Here is a 17,960-nt window from a genome sequence, read left to right on the forward strand (position 1 = left end):
CTCGCTTTAATCTTAATAAAGGCTGTCAACTGTTAACTTTCTATTCCTTATTTTTCCAAAGGATTTTCTACAGGGAAAGGTTTGTCAGTCTTTGGCTTTTTCAGATACTTCTCGATACTTTCCACGATCATGGCGCGTGGAGCAATCACCGTAGTACCGACAGCCTTTCTCACGGTATTGAGCACATTCTCATCGCTGGAAGTACCCAATATGTGCATGAAATCAGACTTACCCAACTGTGGAATATCCTGTACGAGCACCATCTGCTCTGCACCGGTCTTTACATCCACCTTGTACAGGCAAGATGAGAATCCGGCAGGTTCTCTCACGATATAAGCAGTAGTGAGTCCCTGCGCCTTAGCCTCCTTCAGGAAAGCCTGCTTCATCTTGTTCATCGACATGGAACCTGTTCCTGTCAGGGCAACAACGCCCGGCACTGCATCCGTACCGATCACATTGGTAGGATCTGTATAGAAGCGGTCGTTGGCAGTAGTTTCCATGCAGTTGATAGAAGGCGTTCTACCACAAATCAGGTGCTCCAAGATACCATTTTTGATAATCGGCAAGTTGGCCTGAGGCTTCAGTCCGTCAGCATCATTCTGATAATAGCCCAGAAGACCCATACCCTTGTAGTTGGCAAGATCACCACGCTGGGTGAGCGAGAGTTTCTTATCGATGATGCGCTTGCCCCAAACAAGGCTTCCCATACTGCTGTTTTCCTGTACAGATCGGTAGGAAACGATAATAGGATAGATATAATTAGCCACAGCCTTAGCCACAGCATCGCCCTCGAAGAGCATCGGACCGATATAGAAATCGTTGAGCGGAGTAGCCTGCTTCACCTCCATCAGTCGCTCGGCAAACTTCTCGATGTCGGCAATCAAGGCAGCCTCATCCAACTCCTTATCAGACGTAACCATACGGTAATAGCGGTCGTTCAAAGTAGAACCGCTGGTGGTGCGCACATTAGCGTGAGCACTGATTTCAGCATAGCCATTGCAAGCCTTCTGCTTGATGCCTTCCGTATTGAGACGGTAGATGTCGCTGTTCTTGCAGTGGATGTTCACGTACGTATTGTAGAGAGCTGGATATTTCAGGAAGATAGCCGAGAGTTTCTGAGCCAGATTTTCCAGCTTCTGATAGCTGATAGGGTCCTTAGGCTGCGCATCTACATTCACATTTGGCTTCATCGCAAGCATATCAGGAATGCCCTTTTCCTCCTCCGGACGAGGATTGTTCTGCATGTAGTTCTGCTTGTAAGCCTGAGAATTCAGACTGTACTTATACATCATGTCAGAAGCCTTCCAGAGTTCACGGCGGATATTGTCGTAATCTACCTCACTGCTGAAGTAGAGGTTGGCAAACTGACCCGGTTTCATATCGCTGGTGTTCTGATAATCGCCCAATTTCAGAGAAATACCACCCATGGCAATGACAGGATTCTTCTGTGCCTTGACGATTCCACCTAAAGAAGCCATCACGTCGAATTCCTGGCTGCGGGCCATATTGTAATCCACGTAGAACGCCTTCGGATAGTTAGGATAGAAGAGTTTCTGCTGGGTGCGCTGCAACTCGTCAGCCATCGCCGCAAAAATCGTCTTGTCGTCTGCAGCACGCTTGGTCTTCACATCAGTAGTAGGTTCAGCGACCTTCACCTCTGTATTCTTCAGTTCAGGAGCAGGAAGGATGCGAGCCTGCTGATCTTCCTTCTGACGGCGCTGGGTTTCAATCTTGGAAACGAAGATCATAGGCGATGAAGCCGATACAGGAACCCAACCCGACTCTGCACCACACATACCGGTAAAGGTACTGATGCTATTGCCAGCCGCAGCGATATTGGAGAACATAGACAGAGGCGTACCGATCATATCCACACCTCTCACGAGTTCATCCTTTCTACCATCGACATACACACGATACACCTCGATAGGAGTCACATTGAAGGAGTTCAGACTACCGCCCTCACCAGTGAGCGTAAAGCCGCTGGTCACGGTCTTGAAGAAATAGCCATAAGGCTTGTGCTGCTTTTTGGCTTCATCGATGAGCATCTTTCTGAGCTGTGCATCTGTATAAGGCTTGGAAGTCTCTACGATGAGGTTAGACTGGCGAGAAACCGGGTCGTTTCCGCCCACCATACGTCCATGTCCATTGCTCTGAGGGAAACCCTCCAGCGGCACACGGCTCATCAGGAAGTTGGTAAGCACACCATTTGTGACATTCATCACTCTCTGCGCCTTCACACCCTCGTCATCATACTTGTAGTAACCATTCAAGGCATTGCCATGATAGTACTGCAAGGTAGGGTCACAGAACACATTGAAAGTCTCAGGCAAGAGTTTCTGACCTATCATCTTCTTGAAGGTCTGACCACCCGACTTCATGCGATGACCCTCCAAGCGGTGACCGAAAATCTCATGGAAGAAGACACCACTGGCAGGACCCGACATGATGGCAGGACCGGTATATGGGTCGGCGATAGGTGCATTGCGAAGAGCCTCCAATCGCTCCACCATGTTCTTGGCGTCAGCTATCATCTGAGCCTCGCTTGGGAAGTCTTCGAGAGTATAGGAGAGATAGTCCTGGTTGAGCGGACAGTTCATGCCATCGGGCGCCATCACCGAAGCGGAAATCATGACACGAGCCACACGACGGTTCTGCACGATTTCTGAGCCATCGGTATTGACGAAGTAGTTGCGATATACCTCAAACTGGATATTGGCAGTACCCTGCTCGATATTCTTATACTGCTTGAACACATTGGTAATCTTATTCAAGCGGTCTTGCCAAAAGTTGATGTCGATGTGCTTCTGTCCTTCTGCCAAGTCCTCCTCGTAATAGGATTCCACCGGAGCCTTGGAGAAACAAGGAGCCTTGTCCTCGTTGTCCTGACCTGTCAAGGTCTTCGACTTAGCCTGCTCCAAGTTGCCGAGCGCCACGTCATAGCGTCGGAGTGTCTCCTTCCAGATAGCCTGACGCATGGCAGGAATCACCTGTCCGCTCAGTGGGATGAGCACGCCCTGTCCATTGCGAGCATTCTGTCCGGTAGCGCCACTGCCCTGGTTTTTGTACTTGAAGTTGTCGAGTTCGTAGCTACCAAGTCGAATCTGTGGAGTCACCATTCTCTGTCGGCTACTATCGGCAGAAGCCACACCAAGGTTGCTCTGTACCACCACCATCTTGGAGTCCTGGAGTCGCAAACTCATGAAATAAGGAGCCGTCTTCTGCTTGCTGAGCGACTCCATGCTATACTTCAGTTCCTGCTTGAGGGTGGTGAGGAGCGAGTCGCTCCCCTTCCCTTGCGCTGAAACCTGCAATGTCATCCCCAAGGAGAGGATGGCAATGCCTATTTTATTAGCTTTCAAATTAAACATAAATATATAATGTTACTTATTTATCATCATCTTCCAACAAAGCAGCCACCTTGTTCACGTAAGACTTATAATAAGGTGAGTCTTGGATGTCAGGAGAGAAAGCATTTGAGAGACGCTGGTTATAAGCCTTGTCCAGAATGTTGAAGAAGTCTCTTTCCAATGCGTATGGAGCGAAAGAAGAGTTGTTATGGTCGAGGATAAACTTCAACTTATTCTCCAACATACTGATTGGAGACAAACCTTTCTGCTTGGCTATCTTCTCATACTCAGCTGCCACCTTCTTGTCGGCATCAGTAGATGCCACATACTTTGGCATCTCAACAGTAGGAAGTTCTACCTCCTTATTAGCAGTTACCTTCTTAGCCTTGAAAGGCTTGCTGAGGATGTCCTTCACTGTCTTCACCAATTCTTCGCCACGCAAGTTAAACTTGACGATGTTTCCCTGTGGGTCAATCAGCACGGTATGAGGTACACCACGCACATTGTACAGACGTACGATGTCGGAGCCCCATCCCTTCAAGGTAGAGACATGAATCCAGTTCTTGTCGGTCATTTGATTCTTGTTGATGCAGTTCACCCACTCGTTCTTCTTACTGTCGATGGAATAGCTGAGCACCTTGAAGTTGTCGGAAGATGCAGCCTCAGCCAATGCTTGCTTCACGAAAGGAATCTCACGGCGACAAGGCGCACACCAGGAAGCCCAGATGTCCAAGAAGACAAACTTGCCCTTCAACTGAGACAACGACAAAGACTTACCATCTAGACCTTTTGCAGAAAAGTCAGGTGCGGCACTCCCCTCTCCCATCTGGTTGGTAAGGAGCTGATTTGCCAATTCCTTGTAGATAGGATGCTCGTGCAATCTCTCAGGCATAGCCTTCATGAAGACATCATGCAGCACCTGTGGCTTATACATATAATAGAGGTCGTACTTCAAGATAAAGAGGGCAGCTTCGCTGTCGATGTGCTTCAAGAAGTAGTCCATCACATCTACCTTATAATATACGCCATTGGCATTGAACATCGCACTATGATATGGCATGTATTTCATGTCATCCTTGATGATGCTATCAGGCAAAGACTTGCGCAAATTGTCGATATTGCGTTTTGCATCATCAGCATTCTTGCCGTGCAACAAGACATACCCCTTGAATATGTCATTGTTAGTCGTTCCCTCTGCCTTGGCACCTGTAGGGAAATTGGCATCGAAAGGAAGCACCTTGATATTTCCTGGCTCCAAGAGAAGCTGTACTGCACCATTGTCAAAGCCCGTAATCATGGCAGCCTCCGTAAATTCAGGAGCAGTGCCCTCGAAATGGAAACGGCGATTCTTGACAATAGCAGAATCCAAGAGCACCTCCTCACCATTGACGATATGCTTGAGATACACCTTCTGGATAGCCTTCGGCTCATAACGCATAGAGTCACGAGTCATTTCACCATCGATGGTGAAATGTCGGGAGCCTTGCGCCATCAGTGGCAAAACGCCCATGATGCCAAGTGCTAATAACATAATCTTTTTCTTCTTCATAATTATTATCTTGTTAGTTATTTGTTAGTTTCTCATTGAGGAAAGCATCCAACTTATCTCCTCTGAGGTTGGTTGCGATGATATGGTTCTCGCCATCGAGGATGAAGATAGCAGGCACACTCTTCACATCGTAGGTCTGTGCCACCTCGCACTTCCATCCCTTCAGGGAACTGACATTGATCCATGGCAATCCATCTTGGCTCACCGCTTTCTCCCAACGGTCTTTCACGTTGTCGAGCGAAACACTGATGATTTCCAATCCCTTCTCATGATACTTCTCATAAATCTTCTTCAACGAAGGATTGTTGAGGCGACAAGGTCCGCACCAAGAAGCCCAGAAATCAACGATTTTCACCTTCGCCTTCACTTGACTGAGGGTAACGACATTGCCTTGTAGGTCTTGCAAAGTGAAGTCAGGAGCCTTCTTGCCTTGCGTCACCTTCTCCATGCGTTGGATGCGCTGCAACATGATTCTGCCGCTAGGGGTATTCTTAGCCCCCTCACCCATGGAGTTATATAAGCGACGAGTTTCCTCTAGATTCAACTCTGCCATCAAGGCATTGCTATTGTAAGTATAGGCAGCCAACACATCGTCATGCTTCTGCAAGAAAGCCTGCGTCTCGGTATGAACCGACTGACGAAGCGTTTGCAGAGAGTCGTTGGTAGCACTGGCACTGCGGAACTTATTGGCAGCTCTCAAAGCATCGTAACGCTCTTGCATTGCCTTGGCTTGCTCATGCAACTCAGCCGAGCGCTTGGAGAAAGCCGTCCACTCATCTTGCAGAGCGCCTCCCTTGACATAGGCTCTATTGTCATTGCAGAGGAAAGCTTGGTACTTGGCATTAGGTTCCGCAATGAAGTTGAAACCACCACCATAACCTTTCACAACCAACTGCGCCATGACAGGTTCCTTGACCATCGCTTTCAACTGAAACTTAGGTGCCTTGAAAGAAGCCGCACCCAAGGTATCCACTTGATTCTCACCCACCTGAGCCACCAAAACAAGTTGCCCGGATGGTATTCCCTCTATCTTGCCCGACACGGTCATATTAGACTGGGCGTAAACCTGAAAAGCACCACTCGCCAAAGCGAGCAGTGACATAGATATGCGTTGTATCATTGACTATCTTTACTGAATGAATACATGTGAGCGAACTGCACATCAAGGATTTTGCCGAAGGCATTGCCGTCAGCATCCTTGTCACAGAACATCGTATAACTCTCATCCACATCGGCAGAAGTAGTGAGCTTGATTTCTGCCACTGCACCATTGTCACCCTTGTTCATACCGATGCTGAGGTAAAGACCTAAATCACCGAAGTTGGACGACAACGTACTATTACTCTCTGAGTCATAAGTACGGAACTTGATGATGCTTACTGTATAGCCCACTGGAGCCGTATAGATTACTTCCTCATCACCATTCGACAGATTGTGACGAATCACTTGGTCATCCTTGGCATAGAAGATATAGTTGGTAGAGAACCAAGGGTTGTAAGTGATGCTAGCCAAGTTGCTGCCCGGATGGAAATCAGGAAGGCGCTTGCCTGTGATGGTATAGGCTGCCTCTGAAGAAGAAGCATCCTCATCGTCACCACCTCTTGTAGCCTTCGCCTTACTATTCTTTCCACCATCGACAGAAGTCAACTCATAGAGATAGAAGTTGTCTGCATTGTCCTTGAAGATGAATTGTGGCTTGGCATCCTCGAAGAACTCAGAGTGAGAAGCGATGAAAGCATATACAGCCTGCTTGCCCACTGGTGACAACGAACCCAAGGAAGAGAAATCTACATGAGCATCCTTGACCGCCATAGAACTCTGTGTACCAGCAAGGCCATCCATACTCCAAGCAGGAACATAGTCACCATTCGACTGATAGATGAATCGGTTGTTCTTGGCATCCCACAAGACGAAGTTGTCTGCCGTAACAGTAGCTGCGGTCACCTGATAATCACCAGGATGGAGTGTGTTATCATAGGAAGCAGCACCAGGCACCATGAAGTAAGGAGCCATCTTGCCAATATAGAACTGACCATCACGAGAAATCAAACAGTCAAACTTATTAAACGTAGCACTACTGCCCACATCAACGAGTCGGCTAGCCACAAAAGGGGTTGACCCTGTCGGAACCAATGGCACATCAAAGCGCTGGAGTCCTTTCAAGGTATTGTAAGAATAACCACGTCCATCAGCATTGAACACCATCAAAGCAGCCGTTGCCGTTCTGGAAGAAATATAAGTGGTGAAGCCCAACTTAATGGCATTAGAGAATACATTATCGGTAGTTGTTGGAAAGGCAGTCTGATAAGCATTGCTTCTACTCTCCAAACTGCTTCCTATCTTCTCCACGTTACCCAAGTAGGTCTCGCTACCCTTCTGATGCAAGAAGAACAAGCTATTCTTGAACAAGAGACGAGTCTTTACATTCAAGTTGGCATAGTAATCCAAATCGGTGGTCTTGTCCTTTACTACCATCATCAAGTTATAACTTCTATCGGTATTGGCAGGGAAATCCAAATCGACATAACCTCTTGTATGAAGTGTGTCACGGAGCGTCTTGGTTGTCTCACGACCTGTCATCGGATTGGTTTCCGTTACCTTATAGGAAGAATACCAAGTGAAGTCAAGGTTGTCATAGTTGTCAGCCAAGGTCTGCTTTAAATTGGCTTCCACTCTCTGCACCTTGTTTTCCGTCATAGGCATCTGGATTTCGATGACGCTACCCGACACGCCCGCGTATGCACTCGGCGTGTAGGTCACATCACTGATATCGACCTTGTTGAGATCATCGAAATGATAATCATAGTTGCCTTTATCCTCATAGCAGGAAGTGAGCATCAAAGCACTCATGGCAACATATAGTATTTTTTTCATAATCCTTCTGTTTTAGAATATTTATTTTCTCTTCTGGCTCTTGGCTTCTGGCTCTACTACACCATCAGGGAACAAGTTTGGTTCCGCTGCCTTAAACATAGTGTAGAGATAATAGATGACCTGCTCGCCATAGTACATACTATTCCAGTTGGCATTAGCGTCCCATACTGGAACATTCTGCATACTGGCATCATCCCATTGCAATGACACTGGGAAGAGTGTGAATGGCTTGAAACTATCACCTGCCTCTTGCTTGGCTATCTGAATCATCTTCTTGTACTTGTCTGCAGAGTAAGCACCATAATATTTCTCTATCATAGGCTTAGTCTGCTCATCTGTCCAGAAGGCTGGTTCCACAACGTCATAATCTACGCCATCCACCATTGGAACACTAAACGCAGAGTTGAATCCCCAGAAGTTGTAGCCTTGCTCAAACAGATTGTTGTAGTTCTCCATCATGAGGCGAACGGCATTTTTGTTGGCTGCCACAAGAACTTGCTCATTATTAGATCCCAATTCTTGCTCCTCATTCTGAGTATTAATACCCAAGCTTGAAGCCAAAGTACCAAAGCCATAACCATCATAATAGCCAAAGTACTTATCCTGAAGATCACCCCAATAATCTGGTCGGTCGTACTCACCATAATAGTAATCACCACCCAAGAAAGGAATGTCGTATGGAATCGCTTCGTTAGGATTTTCCTTATGCCACTCTCTTACGGCAGTAATCAAAGCTGGATTGTAAGTATTGCACTGCACGTCACTTCTATCATTGCAGAAATCAGCCTTTCTCAAAGTCTTGGCGATAAACTTATACTTATCCTTGCTATAAGCGCCATAGATGTCATCATCCCAATTGGATGGCTCGGTATATGACTCTGTAGTATAGATAATGAAGCTGTCGAAGTCCTTCATGCTCTTATCCCCTTGCTCAAAGGAAATCTTTGCCGCATAAGTGACATTTTCTTGTGCAGGGCGAGCTACTGCTACATACACGGTAGTGTCGTATGCACCTGCCTTCAACTCCACCTTTGGCAAAGTAACCGAAGCCTCATCATATCCATCTACAGCATCAGCCTTGAGGGTAATAGGAGTTACCTTGTCTGACAAATGACCCAAGAGACGGATACGAACAGGTACATATCCCACCTCTGGCTCTGTAACTACAGAGTCGGCGAAGTTGATAGTGGAAGTCAAGTCATCCTTAGAGTCATAATTGAAGTAGAAGCCATCCGATTCACCTCCAAACAAGGTTGGATCTTCCTTGCTACAAGCAGAGAAGACACCTGCGAGGATGACCATTCCCAATATGTATAATGTATTTAAATGTCGTTTCATAATTAATTGTTTGATGTATTGTTAGATTCCTCATCTGTCCATCCATATTCCTTCTCACCATCTGGCAATGGGAATACATAACGGTTTTCCGACATGCTCACGACATCATCGGTATTTACATCGTGAGAGTAATCAAGAGAGGTGATACCATGACGTTTCAAGAAATAGAAGTATTGACCCTCTGCATAGAACTCCTTACGATATTCCTTGCTCAAAGCCTCAGTTCTAGCATCCTCATTAGCAAATGAGGTATAAGCTGAAGAGTTGGAGATACCACGACGACTTCTTACGATGTTGATATATCGTGGTGCATCTGCCAATGGTGACATCTCGCAAAGGATGTAATACATCTCCGGAAGACGAACCAATGGGATGATGCCATCGTCATTCTTCAGATACTTACGACTGATGACACGACTCACTCCATCATATACATAAACTCCAGCACCACGACGGGCACGGATGTCAGCATCACGCTCGTTACCCTCTGCCTCGAAGATACGCTTATAGTTTGCCAAACTTGTCCAATACTGAGTAGTGAAGCTAGGTCCTTCGGCAAAATAAGACGAGATATTGTCGCTCATCTGATACTTGTTGATGCCAAAGAGTGTCTCTGTATATTGAGCAGGATCATTGGTATTGGAAGTCTGCAAAGCCAAACCACTATGGTTGATTACCTCCTCTGCACTGGCGATAGCCTTGTCTGCCTCTCCTGCATAGCAAGCCACACGAGCCTCCAAAGCTTTCACCGCATAATAGTTCATACGATTTCTACGCTCATTGTCTGCCAGGTTGGTAGCCTTGTCTGCTGCCAGGTATTGCTCGGCTTTCTCCAAGTCTGCCTCTATTTTCTGTACGATAGTCTCGGCTGAGAGGCGAGGAAGTTTCTCACTGTTTGCTACCTCACGATATGGAATTGTCAAGGTTGACTTACCTGTCTGATAATTCATAGGTCCCCAGCCACGCAACAAGTCGAAATGGAGATAAGCTCTCAAGGCGTATGCCTCACCATAGTAGAGGTTGCGAGTCTGTTCATCGAGAACTCGTGTTCCATTCTTATCCAACCACTTGATGAGGTTATTGGCATTGGCAATCAAGTTGTAAGACTTCAGCCAAATTGCTGCCAAACGAGACTTGGTGTAGTAGCCATCTGATTGCTGTTCATACTGATAGATTGCCTCACGATCGGTAGTTCCGTCTGGAATGCAGTCGTAAAGTTGAGCCAACTGGTCGATAAGGCCAAAGCTCATGTCGTGTCCGTAGCTGTCTTCATCCGTCAAGGAGATATAGATACCAGCCAAGGCACTCTCAAAACCCTCTGGTGTCTCAAACAACTCTTCTGCCTTCACGTCGGTCTTAGGACTGACATCAAACCAGTCTGAGCATGAGGTCAGGCAGGCAGAAGCCACTGCTATTACACCTATATATAATAATCTGAATTTCATAATTTACAATATTATTTGAAGATAAGTGACAGAGATAATGTATATGAGCGAGCGAATGGATAATCCAAACCTCTCTCCATCTTGATGCGAGACAGTCTGAACAAGTCGTTTGTCGTGAAGTTGAGCGACAAGACATCAATGTTCATCTTGCGCAAGAAGTTGAACTTCTCATAGCGCATACGATAGCCCACGCTCATGGTTGACATCTTCAACTCGTCATCATCCATGATGAAACGGGTACTCTGCTCTGTCTGACTAGCACTGGCATCCAAGGAGAACTTCTTGAAATAGGTAACATCTCCTGGCTTCTGCCAACGGCTGGTCATAGCACGCTTGTCCAAGTTGTAAGCGATGTTACGATTCTCAATCTTGTCCACCAAGGTAGAGTTATATACAATACCACCCCATTTATAAGTGAAACCGACATTGAAGGTCAAGTCCTTATAGTTGAGTGAGCTACTGATGGTACCGCTCACCTTTGGATTGGTATCACCTACTGGCACCTTGTCATTACTGTTCCATTCAAAGGTCTTCTGTCCATCACGTGTCAAGAACACTTCCTTACCTGTCACGGGGTCGATACCCAAGGAACGAACCGTAAACAAGGTGGTGGTAGAATAGCCCTCTTGCAAGATTGGCAGTGGCGCACTCTTGGAAGCCAACTGGCGCTCGTTGATCTTACGGAGATAATCCGAGATCTTACGAATCTTGTTCTTGTTATGGTTGGCGTTGGCATTGATGGTCCAATAGAGTTGCTTACGCAAGTTCTGGTAAGCGATGACATTCAAAGACACATCGAAACCGCGGTTCTGCAACTCACCTGCATTGATGTTCTGAGAGTTGAAACCGGTAGATGGAGCCAAGTCATACTGGGTCATCATTTGGCGAGTGATGTTGTTGTAGTAGTTGAACGAAGCATTGATGCGGTTCTTCCAGAAACCGATGTCAACTCCCAAGCTCAACTGGTCGGTCTTAGCCCACTTCAAGTCAGGATTGTTCAAACCCTGCAACATTGCACCCAAGGTTCCGAATGAGTTGTATGGTTTCATCGTATTGGTGAAGGTATAGAACTCAATGGTCTCGTAAGGAATAGAACTTTGCTCACCAGTCACACCATAAGTAGCACGGAACACCAAGTTGGAGATACGACCTTCGAGCCATTTCTCTCGATAAGCATTCCAGCGTACACCGGTTGACCAGAATGGGGTAAAGTTATTATTGGTATAGCGAGAGGAGTTCTCCTCACTCAAGTTGAAATCAACAGAGTATCTATTGTCATAGCTATATGAAATCTGTCCGATAAAGCTCATGGTACGTGATATGGCTTCCGAACCACTTGGATTGGTTGACATCTTGTTACCGAAGATGAAATCATCCATGTGACGGTCAGGATAACCAGTGGCAGAAAGGTTTACATAGTTATTGCGATCCTCATTCACAGTCCAGTTGGCAAACATACTGATCAAGTGCTTGTCGATAGGCAAGTTGTAGTTGATACCCATGTTGCTAGACCAAGAGGTGGACTCACCAGTGTTCTTGGTATAACTACCCTTCAAAGTCTTGTCTGTCTCGTTGGCAAAGTCTGTATGGTCAGCAGGCAAGAATCTCTCTGTACGTGCAGTTCCACGAGTATATTGCAAAGACTCCGTGAAGCGCAAGTTGTCGAGAATCATGTACTCGAAGTTCAAACTGCTGGCTATGCTGAGGCTTCTAGAGAAGTCCTTGACACCGATATTTGAGTTGTAAAGTGGGTTAGTTACGGTAGTACTTCCCGCAGCAGTAAAGTTATCCAATATCTGGTCATAACCTCCTTGCGCATTGGTCATGCGGTAGTATGGGTTTGCCTGACTATAAGATGAATAGGAACCGTATGGAGAATTGTTACCAGATGTTTCCGACAAGTTGATGTTGGCTCCTACGGTAACACGCTTTTTACGATAAGTCATGGAGAAGTCAACACCCTTGGTATTGTTGGATGATCCCTTCATCACACCTGGTTGGAAGGCTGCATTGACACCCAAGCTATATCTGAACACATCCGTACCACCTGCGGCAGTCAAGGAGTGACGTGTCTGTACGGCTGTACGCAAAGGTTGTGAGAGCCAATAGGAATCAACACCTGCCAACACATTGCGACGCAATTCGTTATAGCGGTTCATGCTGCTTACGCTATTAGGGTCATAAACACCTGCCATCCACTCAGTCTGCAACTTCTCGGCTGCATTCATCATGTTATAATCGGTCAAGTCTGGTGACTGAATAGTCAATGTTCCATTGTAAGCCACAGACAAGGCGCCATCAGGAGCCACCTTTGTAGTGATAACCACAACGCCATTACTTGCCTTCGAACCATAGATAGAGGTAGCGGCAGCATCCTTGAGGATTGTCACATCGTCAATACGCTCTGGGTCGAGGGAAAGGATACGAGTCATAGGTACTACGAAACCATCAAGTACAAACAAAGGTGTATTCGGACGACTTGATACGTTGTCAAGCAACAAGTCCATAGAATTCATGTTAGACACAGAACCCAACGATTGGTCACCACGCATCTGAAACTCTGGCTGCGCAGTAGGGTCAGAACCATTCGAGTTGTTCTCCTTCACCTTGAAACTAGGGTCAAAGAACTGAAGGCTCTTCAATATATTGTTTGGATCGATACGGCGCAATTCGTCACCCTTCACCGTAACATAGTTACCAGTAAAGCTCTTCTTGTTGCGTCAGCTGATACCTGTAACAACCACCTCATCCACATTGTTAGCATTGGCTGTCAACACAATCTTCATATCACGATTTGGACGAAGAATCTGGATAGACTTGGTCTCGTAACCGATATAAGAAATACTGATGGATGACTTACGGTTGATGCGCAAACTGAACTTACCATCCTCATCGGTAATACATCCAGAAGCGCCCTTCTGCTTGGTTCCATTGGTGACTGATACGGTAGCACCCACCAATGGTTGATGGTCGTCACCTCCAATGATAACACCACCAATAATAAAACTCTGCGCATCGTCTTCTTGTCGTTCGTAAGAAGATATGACGATGGCACGGTGTCCACCTTGGTAGTCGATGCGAACATTTTGGTTACCAATCAATTCGCCCAGCACCTTGTCAAGTGGTTTGTCCTTGACATTCAAGGTGGTGAGATCATTGATACCCACAAGTGTCACACCCTGGAAGATCAAATCGGCATTGACCGACTTGGCTACTTTCTTCAGCACACTTCCCAATGTCTCATTACTTACTCGCAATGTCACCTTTTCCTCTTTCCATCCATCATCAGAAGGACGTACTTTTTGCGCATTGGCTGAAAGTGGAGGGAACATCTGAACAGGCGCTCCTACCAAAAGGCTTGCGAGACAAGTAGATTTCAATAAGAATTCTCTTTGCTTCATGAACTTTTCGTTTAATTGAACTCTCTCTTATGTTGTTTATATTTATTATTTCTATTATTGCATCAAGGCGTCAAGGATGTCTGCATGATGTTTGTCTGTGCAATACTTTTCCTTGTAGGCTTTTAGCAGAGGTTCTACACGCTCTATGTTCTTGCCACCTTGAATATAATTGGTCAACACCGAATATAGTACAGCATCTCTTCGTGCTCCATCATAATAGGAAGCCAACTCATTGAACATAGCTTCCAACTCATTAGGACGCTCATATTTCTCTCCTTTCTTTTGAGCTGCCTTTGATTTCTCGTAAGCCATATTCAAAAGCAAGAAAGAGCAATAGTCAGGACAGTTTAAAGAGGCGGCATCATCACGTAAAGTAACGTCCTTCAATATGTTCCAATAATCGCCAACACCCTGCTGAGCAATAGGAAGTTTACGAGTTTCCTCATACATTGGAGGATACTCGATGAAAGAAGAAAAGGCTTGTCCTTCTGCCTCAGCCATTACGTAATTGGCTACCTCATCGGCTACCTTTGCCTTGGATTCCGCTACTAGTTGCTTGGCTTTGACTAACAACTTCTCGGAGTCCTTGATTCTATCCACAGGTTTCACATCCACAACAATACAAGCCAAAAGTTGTGACTTATAACGGATGCTCTTCTTGAAATCATTGAAGGCGGCATAAAGTTGGTTGGCAGCAACTGCACTCTCGCTTCCTGAGAAAGAAAGATTCTTCACTTGCTTTCCAAGATATTGCACATCCACATGCAAACTATCTCCTGGCATCAACAAGACGGTAGTTCGTCCATTGATAATCATCGATACCATCTGGTCGCTGTTGAATGAATACACATGCTCCTCACCTGGGTTGGTATGGAACTCTTGTCTGATAAATGGACTTTGCACACAGTCGAAATACACCATATCTCTTTGATAGCCATCAATATTGGCACTCAAAACGGTACGCTTGCCTTGTGCAAAAGAAACTAAGGAAAGACACATCAATCCCATTGTTAGGATGACTTTTTTTCTCATACAGATTCTTATGTTAAGGGGTTAATTAATAAATTAGACTTTAGATATAATATCGTAAGTCATCGTACATAAATCAAAAAAAGCGTCCCCTTCAAGCATCACAGCCCGAAGAGTGCGCTCTCATTCATTTTTTAATATTTTGCCTATAACAAAATTCTTTTTCATTATTCGATAACCACAGTTGTCCAACCATGCTTATCCTCGATGGTACCATACTGGATTCCACGGAGGGTATCATACAGATGCTTAGAGATAGGACCTGGCTTCTCACCGAAGTTGTAGCGCTTGCCTGTATCCAAGTCGTCGATGTAGCTGATAGGACTGATCACTGCAGCAGTACCGCAAGCTCCAGCCTCCTCGAATGTATCCAACTCATCCTCTGGAATCTGTCGGCGCTCTACCTTCAGACCCAAGTCTTCAGCCAACTGCATCAAACTCTTGTTGGTGATAGATGGGAGGATTGAGGTACTCTTAGGAGTTACGTATGTATTGTTCTTAATACCGAAGAAGTTGGCTGCTCCACACTCGTCCATGTATTTCTTCTCCTTGGCGTCGAGATAGAACTCGCAAGCATAACCCTTCTCGTGAGCGATAGAATTGGCTCTGAGAGAAGCAGCATAGTTGCCACCCACCTTATAGATACCTGTTCCGAGAGGAGCAGAGCGGTCGAAATCACGGATGATGACGTATGGGTTGGTAGAGAATCCACCCTTGAAGTATGGACCTACTGGGGTTACAAAAATCAGGAAGCAATACTCCTTAGAAGGATGCACACCCACCTGAGGACTTGTACCGATGAGCAAAGGACGGATATAGAGCGTAGCACCACTCTCGTAGGTAGGAATCCACTCCTGGTTGAGGCGAACCACCTTCTTGACCATTTCCTCAAACATTTCTGTAGGCACCTCTGGCATAAGAATACCACGGCATGTGCTCTGCAAGCGGGCAGCGTTCTCGTCCATGCGGAACACACGCACCTTGCCATCAGGGCAACGGTAAGCCTTCAAACCCTCGAAAGCTTCCTGACCATAGTGCAAGCAAGTTGCAGCCATGTGCAATTTCAAATACTCATCAGAGCAAACTTCTATTTCGCCCCATTTGCCGTCGCGATAGTAACAGCGAACATTGTAGTCAGTCTGGCGATAGCCGAATGACAAATTAGACCAATCCAAGTCTTTCATAACATCTTATTTTTAAATGTTCTACTAATATTTAGCCGCAAAATTACAAAATATTCCGTTAATCTGCAACTTTTTCGTCTAATATTTAGCAAAAACGTTATTATTATTCGTTTTTTCTTACGCAAAGTGCATATTTACATAGATTTATGTATGTTCTTACGCAACGCATTTATTCCTTCTTCCATTTTTCTTTCACTTTTGAAGATTCTTCTTATGATTCTTCGTTCAGCAGTTTCTTGATTTCTTCGTCGGCCTTGGTGAGTTTGTCCCTGCAAAGCTTTACCAGCAGTTTGGCACGCTTCAACTGCTCTGAGAGCTGGTCAATATCCAGTTCATCATTTTCCATTTTCTCTACGATTTCTTCAAGCTCTCTAACAGCCTGCTCGTATTTGATTTCTTCTTTTGCCATACGCTTTATCTGATTATTATGCTTTTATTCTAGTTAGTTTTTCGATACTTCCGACTTGACTGCTCCATCCGCAAATCTCGTTTCTATGATGTCTCCTTCCTTCAACTGCCCTGCCGAGCGCACGCTTTTCCCGTCTTTCAAGGTAATACTATAGCCGCGCTTGAGCAGCAATTCCGGGTCTTGCGCCTTCATGCGCTGGGCGAGCATCTGCAGTCTGTGACTTTCATTGAGCAGTTTTCTTTCGGCTATCGGCTGCACATTCTGCGAAAGGATTTCGAGATGGCGCTGCGCCCGCGACAGTTTTTCCTGTACATGAGAGGAAAGGCGAGCCATCAGTCGGTCGAGCCTTGCACCCTGTTTTGTCTTTACCAATGAGAACTGCACAGGAATTCCGCTGCTCAATCTTTCGAGCCTCATGCGCTCCACCTGCAGTCTGTGCTTCACATTCTGCACGATGGTTTCCTGAGCATCCATCACGCGAACATACACTTCCGTGAGATGGTCGATGAGGAAAGCCGCTGCTGCCGTAGGGGTCTTCACACGGCGGAAGGAAATCATATCGAGCACGCTTTCATCCCGTTCATGTCCGATACCCGTGATGATAGGCAATGGGAAATTGGCCACATTCTCTGCCAAGGCTAAGGTATCGAAACCCGACAGATCGCTGGTTGCACCTCCACCTCGGATGATGACCACGCAGTCCCACTGTTCCCACTCAGCATTGATCTGATTGAGGGCAGCAATGACGCTCTGCTCTACTCCCTCGCCCTGCATCGTGGCAGGAAAGAGGGATGTGACGAACTGCAATCCATATCCATTATCAGCCAACTGGTTGCAGAAGTCTCCATATCCGGCAGCCGAAGCACTGGAAATAACGGCGATGCGCTGACAGAACATCGGGAGCCTCAGCTCTTTCTGCAGTTCAAAGACTCCTTCTTCCTTCAAGGTTTGGATAATCTCCTGCCGCTTTCTCGCCATATCGCCCAAGGTATAGTTAGGGTCAATATCATCCACAATCCATGAGAAGCCGTAGTTTTCATGAAACTGCGCATGTACCTTGAGCAGCACCTTCATTCCGGCATGAATTCTCTGTCCGGTCACCCGTTCGAAATGTGGCTTGATCAGCATCCATCTGTTTCGCCAGCAGGAAGCATGAGCTTTAGCTATAGGCGTATTAGACCGTTCATCCTTCTCGATGAGTTCCATATAGCAGTGCCCTCCGTAAGCCTCACGGGCCTCAGAAAGTTCAGCTTCTACCCAATAACTGTCGGGCAATGACATCGAGATAATCTCACGGACTATCGAATTCAACTCAAAAAGTGATAAATGTTTCACCATACAATACTTCGCTATAGAATTCTTCACTCTTCGTACTTCACTC

11 protein-coding genes and 1 pseudogene are annotated in these 17,960 nt (G+C 46.1%); all 12 read right to left on the reverse strand.

Annotated elements, in window-relative coordinates:
- Nucleotides 1-47 precede the first annotated feature (47 nt).
- A complete protein-coding gene (locus EXN75_RS09295) occupies nucleotides 48-3,371 on the reverse strand; it encodes a metallopeptidase TldD-related protein (RefSeq protein ID WP_134843591.1) in 3,324 nt (1,107 codons plus the stop codon).
- Nucleotides 3,372-3,387: 16 nt separating this feature from the next.
- Nucleotides 3,388-4,899, reverse strand: a complete 1,512-nt coding sequence (locus EXN75_RS09300; RefSeq protein ID WP_134843592.1) for a TlpA disulfide reductase family protein — start codon at nucleotides 4,897-4,899, stop codon at nucleotides 3,388-3,390.
- A gap of 13 nt (nucleotides 4,900-4,912) precedes the next feature.
- On the reverse strand, nucleotides 4,913-6,019 hold the full coding sequence (locus EXN75_RS09305) for a TlpA disulfide reductase family protein (protein WP_134843593.1): 1,107 nt from the start codon (nucleotides 6,017-6,019) through the stop codon (nucleotides 4,913-4,915).
- The gene (locus EXN75_RS09310; protein ID WP_134843594.1) at nucleotides 6,016-7,773 is read right to left on the reverse strand and encodes a PKD-like family lipoprotein; all 1,758 of its coding nucleotides are present in this window, start codon (nucleotides 7,771-7,773) and stop codon (nucleotides 6,016-6,018) included. Before EXN75_RS09310 ends, EXN75_RS09305 begins: the two co-directional genes overlap by 4 nt.
- Nucleotides 7,774-7,794: 21 nt before the next feature.
- On the reverse strand, nucleotides 7,795-9,111 hold the full coding sequence (locus EXN75_RS09315) for a DUF4843 domain-containing protein (RefSeq protein WP_134843595.1): 1,317 nt from the start codon (nucleotides 9,109-9,111) through the stop codon (nucleotides 7,795-7,797).
- 2 nt (nucleotides 9,112-9,113) lie between these two features.
- The gene (locus tag EXN75_RS09320; protein ID WP_118117752.1) at nucleotides 9,114-10,556 is read right to left on the reverse strand and encodes a RagB/SusD family nutrient uptake outer membrane protein; all 1,443 of its coding nucleotides are present in this window, start codon (nucleotides 10,554-10,556) and stop codon (nucleotides 9,114-9,116) included.
- A gap of 11 nt (nucleotides 10,557-10,567) precedes the next feature.
- A pseudogene (locus tag EXN75_RS09325) lies at nucleotides 10,568-13,261 on the reverse strand (SusC/RagA family TonB-linked outer membrane protein); the annotation flags it as partial.
- Between the two features lie 15 nt (nucleotides 13,262-13,276).
- Nucleotides 13,277-13,957 carry a carboxypeptidase-like regulatory domain-containing protein gene (locus EXN75_RS18230; RefSeq protein WP_246031346.1) on the reverse strand — a complete coding sequence of 227 codons (681 nt, stop codon included), beginning with the start codon at nucleotides 13,955-13,957 and terminating at the stop codon, nucleotides 13,277-13,279.
- A 54-nt stretch (nucleotides 13,958-14,011) separates the two neighbouring features.
- Nucleotides 14,012-14,989, reverse strand: a complete 978-nt coding sequence (locus EXN75_RS09330) for a hypothetical protein (protein WP_118117754.1) — start codon at nucleotides 14,987-14,989, stop codon at nucleotides 14,012-14,014.
- 164 nt (nucleotides 14,990-15,153) lie between these two features.
- On the reverse strand, nucleotides 15,154-16,170 hold the full coding sequence (locus EXN75_RS09335; RefSeq protein ID WP_134843596.1) for a branched-chain amino acid aminotransferase: 1,017 nt from the start codon (nucleotides 16,168-16,170) through the stop codon (nucleotides 15,154-15,156).
- A 211-nt stretch (nucleotides 16,171-16,381) separates the two neighbouring features.
- Nucleotides 16,382-16,579, reverse strand: a complete 198-nt coding sequence (gene xseB / locus EXN75_RS09340) for an exodeoxyribonuclease VII small subunit (protein ID WP_118117758.1) — start codon at nucleotides 16,577-16,579, stop codon at nucleotides 16,382-16,384.
- 33 nt (nucleotides 16,580-16,612) lie between these two features.
- Nucleotides 16,613-17,917, reverse strand: a complete 1,305-nt coding sequence (xseA, locus tag EXN75_RS09345; RefSeq protein WP_134843597.1) for an exodeoxyribonuclease VII large subunit — start codon at nucleotides 17,915-17,917, stop codon at nucleotides 16,613-16,615.
- Nucleotides 17,918-17,960 lie beyond the last annotated feature (43 nt).

The organism is Segatella hominis (assembly GCF_004535825.1).
Classification (GTDB): domain Bacteria; phylum Bacteroidota; class Bacteroidia; order Bacteroidales; family Bacteroidaceae; genus Prevotella; species Prevotella hominis.

Excerpts from the sequence above, each read along its gene's own strand:
- EXN75_RS09295 (WP_134843591.1), bottom strand. The coding sequence starts at position 3,371 with ATGTTTAATTTGAAAGCTAATAAAATAGGCATTGCCATCCTCTCCTTG.
- EXN75_RS09300 (WP_134843592.1), bottom strand. The coding sequence starts at position 4,899 with ATGAAGAAGAAAAAGATTATGTTATTAGCACTTGGCATCATGGGCGTT.
- EXN75_RS09305 (WP_134843593.1), bottom strand. The coding sequence starts at position 6,019 with ATGATACAACGCATATCTATGTCACTGCTCGCTTTGGCGAGTGGTGCT.
- EXN75_RS09310 (WP_134843594.1), bottom strand. The coding sequence starts at position 7,773 with ATGAAAAAAATACTATATGTTGCCATGAGTGCTTTGATGCTCACTTCC.
- EXN75_RS09315 (WP_134843595.1), bottom strand. The coding sequence starts at position 9,111 with ATGAAACGACATTTAAATACATTATACATATTGGGAATGGTCATCCTC.
- EXN75_RS09320 (WP_118117752.1), bottom strand. The coding sequence starts at position 10,556 with ATGAAATTCAGATTATTATATATAGGTGTAATAGCAGTGGCTTCTGCC.
- EXN75_RS18230 (WP_246031346.1), bottom strand. The coding sequence starts at position 13,957 with ATGAAGCAAAGAGAATTCTTATTGAAATCTACTTGTCTCGCAAGCCTT.
- EXN75_RS09330 (WP_118117754.1), bottom strand. The coding sequence starts at position 14,989 with ATGAGAAAAAAAGTCATCCTAACAATGGGATTGATGTGTCTTTCCTTA.
- EXN75_RS09335 (WP_134843596.1), bottom strand. The coding sequence starts at position 16,170 with ATGAAAGACTTGGATTGGTCTAATTTGTCATTCGGCTATCGCCAGACT.
- xseB (WP_118117758.1), bottom strand. The coding sequence starts at position 16,579 with ATGGCAAAAGAAGAAATCAAATACGAGCAGGCTGTTAGAGAGCTTGAA.
- xseA (WP_134843597.1), bottom strand. The coding sequence starts at position 17,917 with ATGGTGAAACATTTATCACTTTTTGAGTTGAATTCGATAGTCCGTGAG.